Annotated in this window: 11 protein-coding genes; 4 read left to right on the plus strand and 7 right to left on the minus strand. The window is 39.2% G+C overall.

Features of this window, described 5'->3' with window-relative positions; all coding sequences use genetic code 11:
- Position 1 precedes the first annotated feature (1 nt).
- From INF28_RS04305 to INF28_RS04330, 6 genes are all read right to left on the minus strand, one after another.
- Positions 2-1,291: an S-layer homology domain-containing protein gene (locus INF28_RS04305; protein WP_226392238.1), complete on the minus strand. Its 1,290-nt coding sequence runs from the start codon at positions 1,289-1,291 to the stop codon at positions 2-4.
- Between the two features lie 21 nt (positions 1,292-1,312).
- Positions 1,313-2,722 carry an aminopeptidase gene (locus tag INF28_RS04310; RefSeq protein ID WP_226392239.1) on the minus strand — a complete coding sequence of 470 codons (1,410 nt, stop codon included), beginning with the start codon at positions 2,720-2,722 and terminating at the stop codon, positions 1,313-1,315.
- 20 nt (positions 2,723-2,742) lie between these two features.
- The gene (locus INF28_RS04315) at positions 2,743-3,384 is read right to left on the minus strand and encodes a lytic transglycosylase domain-containing protein (RefSeq protein WP_226392240.1); all 642 of its coding nucleotides are present in this window, start codon (positions 3,382-3,384) and stop codon (positions 2,743-2,745) included.
- Positions 3,385-3,388: 4 nt separating this feature from the next.
- The gene (gene coaE / locus INF28_RS04320; protein ID WP_226392241.1) at positions 3,389-3,973 is read right to left on the minus strand and encodes a dephospho-CoA kinase; all 585 of its coding nucleotides are present in this window, start codon (positions 3,971-3,973) and stop codon (positions 3,389-3,391) included.
- 344 nt (positions 3,974-4,317) lie between these two features.
- On the minus strand, positions 4,318-4,665 hold the full coding sequence (locus INF28_RS04325; protein ID WP_226392242.1) for a hypothetical protein: 348 nt from the start codon (positions 4,663-4,665) through the stop codon (positions 4,318-4,320).
- A gap of 98 nt (positions 4,666-4,763) precedes the next feature.
- The gene (locus tag INF28_RS04330; RefSeq protein WP_226392243.1) at positions 4,764-5,642 is read right to left on the minus strand and encodes an AraC family transcriptional regulator; all 879 of its coding nucleotides are present in this window, start codon (positions 5,640-5,642) and stop codon (positions 4,764-4,766) included.
- 135 nt (positions 5,643-5,777) lie between these two features.
- Here INF28_RS04330 and galE point away from each other — a divergent pair, with 135 nt between their 5' ends.
- The 4 genes from galE to nagB all read left to right on the plus strand — a co-directional run bounded on the left by galE (position 5,778) and on the right by nagB (position 9,578).
- Positions 5,778-6,791 carry a UDP-glucose 4-epimerase GalE gene (galE, locus tag INF28_RS04335; protein WP_226392244.1) on the plus strand — a complete coding sequence of 338 codons (1,014 nt, stop codon included), beginning with the start codon at positions 5,778-5,780 and terminating at the stop codon, positions 6,789-6,791.
- A 25-nt stretch (positions 6,792-6,816) separates the two neighbouring features.
- Positions 6,817-7,674 carry a nucleotidyltransferase family protein gene (locus INF28_RS04340; protein WP_226392245.1) on the plus strand — a complete coding sequence of 286 codons (858 nt, stop codon included), beginning with the start codon at positions 6,817-6,819 and terminating at the stop codon, positions 7,672-7,674.
- Complete coding sequence (locus INF28_RS04345; protein ID WP_226392246.1) at positions 7,661-8,767, plus strand: phosphotransferase enzyme family protein; 1,107 nt, start codon at positions 7,661-7,663, stop codon at positions 8,765-8,767. The genes INF28_RS04340 and INF28_RS04345 overlap by 14 nt, the downstream gene beginning before the upstream one ends.
- Before the next feature lie 97 nt (positions 8,768-8,864).
- Positions 8,865-9,578, plus strand: coding sequence for a glucosamine-6-phosphate deaminase (gene nagB / locus INF28_RS04350; RefSeq protein ID WP_226392247.1), 714 nt, complete (start codon positions 8,865-8,867; stop codon positions 9,576-9,578).
- Between the two features lie 116 nt (positions 9,579-9,694).
- Here the strand turns inward: nagB and INF28_RS04355 are convergent, their stop codons facing one another.
- Complete coding sequence (locus INF28_RS04355; RefSeq protein ID WP_404815140.1) at positions 9,695-9,850, minus strand: IS3 family transposase; 156 nt, start codon at positions 9,848-9,850, stop codon at positions 9,695-9,697.
- Between the last annotated feature and the right edge of the window lie 12 nt (positions 9,851-9,862).

Genomic DNA, 9,862 nt, shown 5'->3' on the forward strand with positions numbered 1-9,862 from the left:
CTTAAACCTGATTCTCTTCCGTCGACTCTTCAGCGTCTGCATTTGCTTCCGCAGAAAGCAAACGAAACAGACTTACAGCAGCTTCTGCTCTGCCAAGGGGATCCTTTGGACGAAATCTTCCATCTGTATCTCCAGACATAATTTCCGCAGTGTACAGAAAATCAATATACCCTACTGCATAATCAGAAATTTCTTCTTCGTCAGAAAAATTAATATTTAACCGTTTCGGTGTTAAGTTATAACCCTTTACATTAATGCTTCTCATTAACATAGCGGCAAATTCTTCCCGCGTTATTTGATTTTCTGGAGCGCACTTTCCATCTGTATAACCATGAATAATCCCTAATGCAGCTGCTTTTGTAATATATGTGTAATACCAATCATCTTTCTTGACATCTGTAAAGGATATTTCCTTTTCATCATATTTTTCCATAGAAAGGGAAAGCAAGATGAGCTTGACAGCCTCCGCACGGGTAATCGGTTGTGCCGGCCGAAAATTTCCATCCTCATATCCGGAAACAATTCCTTTATCACAAAGAGATACAATGGCTTCTTCAGCCCATTCAAAGGAGGTAAGATCCGAAAAAATCAAATCCTTTTGTAAGTCGGTTTCTATCTCCGGAATTTCTGTCGGTACCGGTTTTTCCGCAGTCGTTGTCGTTCCGCTCGGCACAGTGATACTACCTCCACCTGACGGACGAACACTTCCAGATCCAGAAGGACGGCTTCCTCCACCCCCACCTGGAGATGGGGTTATTTCCTGTGGATAATCTTTGACAGTGATCGAAGTACATATGTTGATATCTATAAAGTTTTGCCAAGTTAAATCATTCTGAACAATTTTAGCCGAGGATAGAATAATGTTACCACTGCCGGCTTTTTTGGCTGTTAATGTTAAAGTACACAAATGTTCCGTATCAGCACCTGCTTCTTCTCCGGTCACAGAACAGGCCAAAAGAATTTTCCCCGGTTCCTGCTGTAAAATGTTCACAGGATTTTTTTTGTTATCTGCAAAAGTTTCTATAGATTGATAAGAAAAAATATCGTCATCATAAGAAAAACAAAGTTCCATTCCGTAAACTGATTTTATATCCGACAACGAATAGCAAACATAAATTTCATCCCCGGGATAAAACTGATCCACCGGTATTTGCACTTCCAATGCATAGTCAGAATCCGTTTCCTGGGGAAGAAGATAAGTTTCTTCCCCAGGAAGTAAAGATGTTTCCGCTCCTACCGCTGTTCCGAAAAAAAGGAAAGCTGTCAAAAGCGATACAATTCGTTTCAACATAGCTTAATTTCCTTTCCGAAACTAATTGTTAAGATAAAATTCGCGATATCCTTTGTATGTCATATAAATATCCAACTTTCCTGCAACCTCAAACGGAGAATGCATGGAAAGCAAAGGAACACCGGCATCAATAACATCCATATCCAAATTGGCAACAAACTGAGCAATGGTGCCGCCGCCACCAGCATCCACCTTGCCCAATTCACCAATCTGCCATTCCACCTGGTGCTCGTTAAATATTTTACGAATTTTAGCAACTACCTCTGCGCTTGCGTCACTGGCGCCACCTTTACCTCGGGAACCAGTATATTTTGTCAACATAATACCGCAGTTTATCATTGCAGAATTTTTCTTTTCCGTTACCTCAGGATAATTAGGGTCCAGTGCCGCGCCAACATCGGCGGATAGACAGGTGGAATTACATAGCATCTCCCGTAGGACAAGATCAGAATAATTCTTTACTATCTTTGCACAAATCCGCGCCATTACATTTTCAAAATGTCTAGACTGCATTCCTGTGGCTCCCATACTGCCAACTTCTTCCTTATCCACCAACAGGCATACCGCTGTTTTTGCAGGTTTTTTGACATCTAATACTGCACGTAAAGCGGTGTAAGCACATACGCGGTCATCCTGACCATATCCAGCAATCATAGTGCGATCAAAACCAAGGTCCCGCGCACCAAATGCCGGGACAACTTCGATTTCACTGCTGAGCAAATCTTCTTCCTGAATATCATATTTTTCATTAAGCAATTTAAGAATATTATATTTCACGCCTTCCTTCACATCTGGATCATCACAGCAAAGATTGCCCAGCAAAACATTGAGGCTTTCGCCGGGAATTGCTTCTGACATTTTTTTTGTCATTTGATCCTGCGCCAAATGCGGGAGCAAATCAGTTACACAAAATACAGGGTCATTTTCTTCCTCTCCAATAATAATTTTGATCTGAGTCCCATCCTGCAATGCCGCAATACCATGAATAGCCAGCGGAATAGCTGTCCATTGATATTTTTTAATGCCACCGTAATAATGCGTTTTAAAATACGCCATCGACTGCTCTTCAAACAACGGATTCGGCTTCAAATCTAAGCGTGGAGAATCGATATGAGCCCCTACCAAATTAATTCCGTTTTCAATCTCTTCCGTTCCGATTACAGCAGCAATCACACCTTTGCCCCGGTTAACCGTATAGATCTTATCGCCTGCTTTTAATTTTGCTTTATCTTCCAACGGCACAAAACCGTTTGACTCTAAAACACGGCAAGCATCATCGCAAAATTCACGCTCTGTTTTGGCATTAGAGATAAATTTTCTGTAATCTTCACAAAATTCGAACAGCTTTTTTCTTTCTTTTTCCTCTAATTCCGCAAATCTGTTTTTATTTTCATAACATAAGGTTTGCGCATTTTGATTTTCTTTTGCCATAAAGCATCTCTCCTTTTATTTTATTCAGCATTCGTGTAAAGCTTTTGATACATTTGATAAGATTCAACTATATTTTCCACATAATTGCGTGTTTCCGCAAAGGGAACTTTTGTTAGCTTTCCCTTTTCATCCACCAATGCTTCATCCTGTAGCCATTTTTCAACATTTCCTGGACCGCCGTTATAAGCAGCTGCTGCTGTTTCAATACATCCATCATATGTTTTTAGTAGTTTACTAAAATAATAACATCCCAATCGTATATTCACAGCTGGGTCAAACAGATCATCTACGGTAAAGTGATTTATTTTTAATGCTCGTACACAATCAAAAGCCGTTTCTTCTTTTAGCTGCATCAATCCTTTTGCCCCAGCAGATGAAACAGCATATGGATCAAAGCCGCTTTCGGTACGGATAACCGCATACACCAAAGCAGGTTCTAATTGAAATTCCTCAGCATATTTTTCTACTTCTGTCTGATATCGAATTGGATAACGGGTCTGCAAAATACGGTTACGTATCCCAAAGCCCTGAAAGGCTTTATATCCCAAAAAGCCCACAACCACAAAAACAAAAATCAAAATCAACAGCTTCCCCAGACAACCTCCGCATCCCCCTTTTTGCCGCCTACGGCGGCCTTTGTATGTGGGCCGTACATTTCTCATATTTTTACTCCATCATAATTTGATATACATTTTTGACCTGTTCCCATATCTTTTCCGCAGATCCGTCATTAACAATACAAAAATCTGCAAGAGCAGTAAATTCTGTATCAGAAAGCTGTCTGCAAATTCTCTGTTCGGCCTGCTTTCTGGTACAGGAATCTCTTTGCATAACCCTTTGAATCCGGCAATTTTCTGGTGCAATCACTGCCAGTGTTTTATCACATCGAATGGGAAAATCACTGGAAAAGAGCAAAGGAACATCCAGACAAAGTAAAGAAGCCTTAGAACGGTCTATTCGCCTCTGCATTTCTTCAAAAATACATCCATGTGTTATTTGGTTTAGCAGCTGTAATTGCTTTTCATTTTGAAAAACAATGTCTGCCAGTTTTTTACGGTGGATTGTACCATCAGCATTTAAGATATTTTTTCCAAACGCATGCACAACTGGAAAATATGCACTTCCATTGGGAAGCATAATTTCATGAGAAATTTGATCAGCATCCACTGCATCTGCTCCCAGCCGGACAAACATCTGCGTTACAGTGGTTTTACCAGCTCCAATTCCTCCAGTAATTCCTAAAATACGCATTTTTTATTCACCGACCAATATTATACCAGTTTTATCTTTATCTGACAAGAGGCAGAACCATTAAATTTCGTTTACCACACTTTAATGTATGCAACATTTTTTCTTTTTATATCAGAAACATCAGGTTACAAATTTCTGGTAGATTAATACCTCAAACAAATATGATAAATTCATTTTACTGTGTAACATAATAAAGTAACATTTTTAATGTAACGGAAAAAACCGTGCGGACTGCTCAAAGAGACCGACACGGTTTTGCACCGTTTTAAATTTATTCCTTTGCTTACATAAGACAAGCGTAAATATCCATATATTCAGAAACTGCAAATTTTCACATTTAGTAGCTATTTTTCTCCAGTTAAATCTTTCGCCGCCTCTCCAACACCATCAGCAGCATCTTTTACAGCATTTCCTGCGCCTTCTGTAACATCTTTAACAGCTTCTCCAGCGCCATCCGCAGCATCCTTCACAGCATTTCCTGCTCCATCCGTAACGTCTTTTACAGCGTTTCCTGCATCTTCCGCCATGTTTGTTTCATCTTTGTCTGGATGTGCTGTTACATCTGTGGGTTCTCCCTGCATACCATTGGTATCTCTTCCTTGATCCATAGTTGTAGATCCATCAGAACCACAGGCTGCCAGCATCATACAGCAAACGACAGCTGCTATGAAAAGTATAAATCTTTTTTTCATAATATCTTTAATCTCCTTTCAGGACAGTTGATAATTTCTTTCCTTCCTATCTTGCCCTGTTTTGGATGTAAATATACCAAAGAACAAAAAATACAATTTTATTCAAATCCTACCTTGACCGATTTCCCGTATTCCGTGGGTGTCATTCCTGTAAGTTGTTTAAAGCGTCGTGAAAATAAATGAATGGAGTCAAAACCTAAATACGCAGAAATTTGTGAGATATTCCTATTTCCTTCCCGTATCAATATTTTTGCAAGTTCCATTTTTTTCTGTGCGAAATACCGCATGACACCTTGGCCGACCTGTTCCCTAAAGGTATTTTTCAAGCTGGTTCGACTCACTCCCATAGCATCAGCAATTTGAATCAAACTCAAATTCTCGCAAATATGTTCCTGCATATAGGCAATTGCTGATGCCGCCAAATCCTTCTCTCCAATACGCTTTAAGACTGTACTGTTTGTTCTAATGCCACCAAAACTCCTCCGCAGGGAAATTAAAAGCTGTTCCAAAAACAAAGAAATGCATTGTTCTGCCCCAAAATTCGCCGATTTCCTGCGTTTTAAGCGAAACATAAACGTATCATCCAGCGGAGAAGAGAACGCTTGTTTGCTTTCCCGAATAATGGCCGATAGAATCTGTTTTTCTGCATCAGAAAAAGGAAGGATTCGCCTTTTAAAAAAATCCATATCCGGTGATTGACACACAAAAGAAATGACAACTAAATTGGGCGCGACAACCCCATTTGCTCGTAAATTATGATATTCTCCCGGTTGATGAAATGCTGCATATCCCTGGGACAAAACAAACCGTTCGGAACCCATATCAATTTCAATTTCACCACGGTCAACATATACAAATTCCCAAAAGTCATGGCTTTCACCAACAAAGAAATAATTTTTCTCATACTCAAAATAATGCACCGTAACAATTTTATTTACATGAAATACTTTTTTTAATCGTGTTGCATGATATTCCATGACTTCTCCCTCCCTAAGATTAAGTATATCATATTTTGACCAAATATGCAAATTTTTTGTCCAATTGGATAAAGAATTTATAATTGTTTCATGTTATATTGAATGTAATAAAATAAATTCAAGGAGGTACTTGCTATGAAAATTTTGGTGACCGGCGGAGCAGGATATATTGGAAGCCACACAAGTGTTCAGTTATTGGAAGCTGGATATGACATTGTGATTGCAGATAATTTATGCAACAGTTCCGAAGAGGCAGTTCACAGGATTGCACAGCTAACTGGAAAAGCGCCTGCATTTTATAAAATAGATCTACGTAATGAAACAGCTTTGGATCAAATTTTTTCAGAACATAAAATTGATGCTGTTATTCATTTTGCCGGGTTAAAGGCGGTGGGTGAATCGGTTGCAAAACCGATTGAATATTATGAAAATAATTTAGGAAGTACATTAAGTCTTTGTAAAATCATGACAAAGCATGGTGTAAAAAAGATTGTTTTCAGTTCCTCGGCAACCGTATATGGTAAACCTGATTCGATTCCCATTCGAGAAGATTTTCCGCTCTCCTGCACCAACCCTTATGGTCAAACCAAACTGATGATTGAACAGATTTTACAAGATCTTTATGTTTCAGACCCCCAATGGAATATCGCGCTCCTTCGGTATTTTAATCCTGTTGGCGCTCATAAAAGCGGGATGATTGGAGAAGACCCCAAGGGAATCCCAAACAATTTGGTTCCCTATATTGCGCAAGTTGCAATCGGAAAACTGGATCATCTTCGTGTATTTGGAAGTGATTATGATACACCTGACGGTACTGGAGTACGGGATTACATTCATGTGGAAGATCTTGCAAACGGACATTTGAAAGCTTTAGAAAAATTAAACTCCAATGTTGGAGTTGTCATTTATAATCTTGGTACCGGGCACGGATACAGTGTACTGGATATGGTAAAAGCATTTGAAAAAGCCTGTGGTAAGACTATTCCATACGAATTGTGCGACCGCCGTCCCGGAGATATCGCTACTTGCTATGCAGATCCGCAAAAAGCAAAAAAAGAACTTGGGTTTGAAGCGCTGCGTGGATTAGATGAAATGTGTGAAGATACTTGGCGTTGGCAGCAGCAAAATCCAAATGGATACGAAAAATAGAGAATATTCTACGGAGGGAAGGAAAATGAGTCAAACAACCTTAGTTGCTCTGGCGGCCGGAATGGGTAGCCGCTTTGGCGGTTTAAAGCAAATGGCGCCAGTGGCAAAAAACGGAGCCGTATTGCTTGATTTTTCTGTCTTTGATGCTGCCACGGCCGGCTTTGATAAAGTCGTATTTATTATTAAAGAAGAAATGTACGATGATTTTAAAGAAATTGTAGGGAGCCGTATAAAAAATATTGAAGTAGATTATGCTTTTCAGGAAACGAATTCTTTGCCTGCTGGCCGGACAAAGCCGTGGGGAACTGGGCATGCCATTCTCTGCTGCCGTGACAAAGTGAAAACCCCCTTTGCTGTAATCAATGCAGATGACTATTACGGCCGTCATGCATACCAGGAAATCCACAGTTATCTCACCACAGCACAAGGACTGGATTTTTCAATGGTTGCATTTGACTTAAAAAATACACTGACAGAAAACGGTACTGTGGCTCGCGGCATCTGTGAAATGGAGAATGGATATTTAAAATCTATTACAGAACGAACGAAAATTCAAGGTTTTAAATATACTGAAAACGGGCAGGATTGGATTCCGCTGCCTGAGGATACACAGGTTTCCATGAATTTATGGGGATTTACACCAGAAATTTTTGATGTCCTTGATACCCAGTTTAAAGAATTTTATTCCAGCTTAAAGGATCCGATGAAAGACGAATTTTTTATTCCCTTTGTAGTAGATCGTCTGATTCAGGAAGGAAAAGCCAAAGTGAAGGTATTCCACTGCCGTGACAAATGGTACGGCATGACCTACCGAGAAGATTTGGCATCGGTTCGCTCTGCAATGAATCAAATGATTGAGGAGGGATACTATGAAGGCCTATGATTGCCAGGAACTTTGTGAAAATTTTAAATTAGATGGAAGATATATCAGTGCTCTTCCCTATGGTGAAGGACATATTAACGATACCTATTTGATTAATACTACCAGTTCACGATATATTTTGCAAAGAGTCAACCAAACTGTTTTTGCGCATCCAGAAGAGGTGATGCACAATATTATCTTGGTTACGGATTTCCTGCATGAGAAAATTATTGCAAATTGCGGTGACCCATACCGTGAAACATTAACTCTGGTACCTACCAAAGACGGAAAGAGATATTATGTTACCAAATATGGCGACCTGTTCCGCATGTACCTATTTATCAGTCATGCGCTATGCTATCAAACAGTTGAAAATCCAGAAATATTTTATAAAAGTGCAAAAGCGTTTGGACATTTTCAGAATATGTTAAAGGATTTTCCAGCCGAACAACTAAAAGAAACGATTCCTGCTTTTCACAATACAGTATCCCGGTATCAGAATTTCAAAAAAGCGGTAGCAGTAGACTGTATAGGGCGTAAAAAAGAAGTTGAAGACGAAATTCAATTTGTTTTGGACCGTGAAAAAGATGCTTCTATGATTGTTAACGCTATTGCAAATCACGAAATCCCGCTTAGGGTAACACACAATGATACAAAATTAAATAATGTTATGATCGATGAGATCACCGGGGAAGGACTTTGTGTGATTGACTTGGATACCGTAATGCCTGGTTCCATGCTTTTTGATTTTGGCGATTCGATACGTTTTGGTGCCAGTACTGCAGCTGAGGATGAACAGGATTTAAGTACCGTTTGGATGGATATTGGACTGTTTGAACAATACACAAAAGGATATTTGGAAGAACTCGGAAATGCTATTACTGCAAAAGAAGCAGAACTTCTTCCATTTTCTGCAAAACTGATGACGCTGGAATGTGGTACACGCTTCCTTACAGATTATCTGGAAGGAGACCACTATTTTAAAGTTCATCGACCGAGACATAATCTAGATCGCGCACGCACACAATTTAAACTGGTTGCGGATATGGAATCTAAATTAGGGCAGATGCAGGAAATTGTACAAAAATATTTTTGCTCATCGAATGGGTTTTAACATTAGTATGAAACGGAATGCATTTACAAAATTTCAAATAAAGGATATAATAATATAGAACTCACAATACAAATTTAGAATTAAAAGGAGCATTTGTATGAGATTAATAATTTGCGAGAACTACAATGAAATATCAAAAAAATCTGCCGAAATTGTCGCTGCGCAAATTTTACTGAAGCCCAACTGCACTTTGGGGCTTGCTACCGGTTCTTCTCCGGTCGGTATGTATGAGAACTTGACGGCCATGAACTTGGACTTTTCAGAAGTAACGACATTTAACTTGGACGAATACTATCCCATCAACAAAAAAAATGATCAAAGTTACTATTATTTTATGAATCAACATTTATATAGTAAGGTAAACCTTAGTCCGGAAAAAATTCATATTCCCAATGGGTCAGCCGCCGATCCCCAGGAGGAATGCCTTGCATATGACAAAGCCATTGAAGAAAATGGAGGTATTGATCTCCAAGTCTTAGGAATCGGTCAAAACGGTCATATCGGATTTAACGAGCCTGCAGAAACATTATTAGCTGGTACACACATAACAAAGTTGACACAAAACACCATTGAAGCAAATTCACGTTTCTTTAAAAAAATTGAAGATGTTCCTACCCAAGCACTGACAATGGGAATTGCACCTATTATGAAGGCAAAAACTATTTTGCTGATTGCAAACGGAAAATCAAAAGCGCCAGCCATCAAGGCGTTGATGCACGGGATAATTGATCCCAAAATTCCTGCTACTCTTTTAAGCTGTCACCCGAACACCATTGTTATTGTGGATAAAGAGGCTGCATCCTTGCTATAATATTTAAAATTTATGTATAAAAAGAGAAAATCCCGCAAATGGAAATATCCATCTGGACTGCCCCAATTTGTGCGGACAGTACAAAAACGCCCTTGATGGTAGGATAAATTAAAGATTTAAGCAATATACTGACTTCGTTTTTCAAGCGGAGTCAGTTTTGTTTTTATTTGTATTCTTTCGTTGTTGTAGAAATAGATATATTCATCTATGAGGAGGCGCGCCTCCTCATAGGTCTTGAGTTTGGTTCGGTAAATACACTCTGTTTTAAGTATAGAGAAGAAATT

Origin of the sequence: Ructibacterium gallinarum, from assembly GCF_014982785.1 — a bacterium.
Classification (GTDB): domain Bacteria; phylum Bacillota; class Clostridia; order Monoglobales; family Monoglobaceae; genus Ructibacterium; species Ructibacterium gallinarum.

Bases quoted from the DNA above. Each gene is read 5' to 3' on its own strand.
- INF28_RS04310 (WP_226392239.1), bottom strand. From the start codon at position 2,722: ATGGCAAAAGAAAATCAAAATGCGCAAACCTTATGTTATGAAAATAAA.
- INF28_RS04305 (WP_226392238.1), bottom strand. From the start codon at position 1,291: ATGTTGAAACGAATTGTATCGCTTTTGACAGCTTTCCTTTTTTTCGGA.
- INF28_RS04315 (WP_226392240.1), bottom strand. From the start codon at position 3,384: ATGAGAAATGTACGGCCCACATACAAAGGCCGCCGTAGGCGGCAAAAA.
- INF28_RS04340 (WP_226392245.1), top strand. From the start codon at position 6,817: ATGAGTCAAACAACCTTAGTTGCTCTGGCGGCCGGAATGGGTAGCCGC.
- coaE (WP_226392241.1), bottom strand. From the start codon at position 3,973: ATGCGTATTTTAGGAATTACTGGAGGAATTGGAGCTGGTAAAACCACT.
- galE (WP_226392244.1), top strand. From the start codon at position 5,778: ATGAAAATTTTGGTGACCGGCGGAGCAGGATATATTGGAAGCCACACA.
- INF28_RS04345 (WP_226392246.1), top strand. From the start codon at position 7,661: ATGAAGGCCTATGATTGCCAGGAACTTTGTGAAAATTTTAAATTAGAT.
- nagB (WP_226392247.1), top strand. From the start codon at position 8,865: ATGAGATTAATAATTTGCGAGAACTACAATGAAATATCAAAAAAATCT.
- INF28_RS04325 (WP_226392242.1), bottom strand. From the start codon at position 4,665: ATGAAAAAAAGATTTATACTTTTCATAGCAGCTGTCGTTTGCTGTATG.
- INF28_RS04330 (WP_226392243.1), bottom strand. From the start codon at position 5,642: ATGGAATATCATGCAACACGATTAAAAAAAGTATTTCATGTAAATAAA.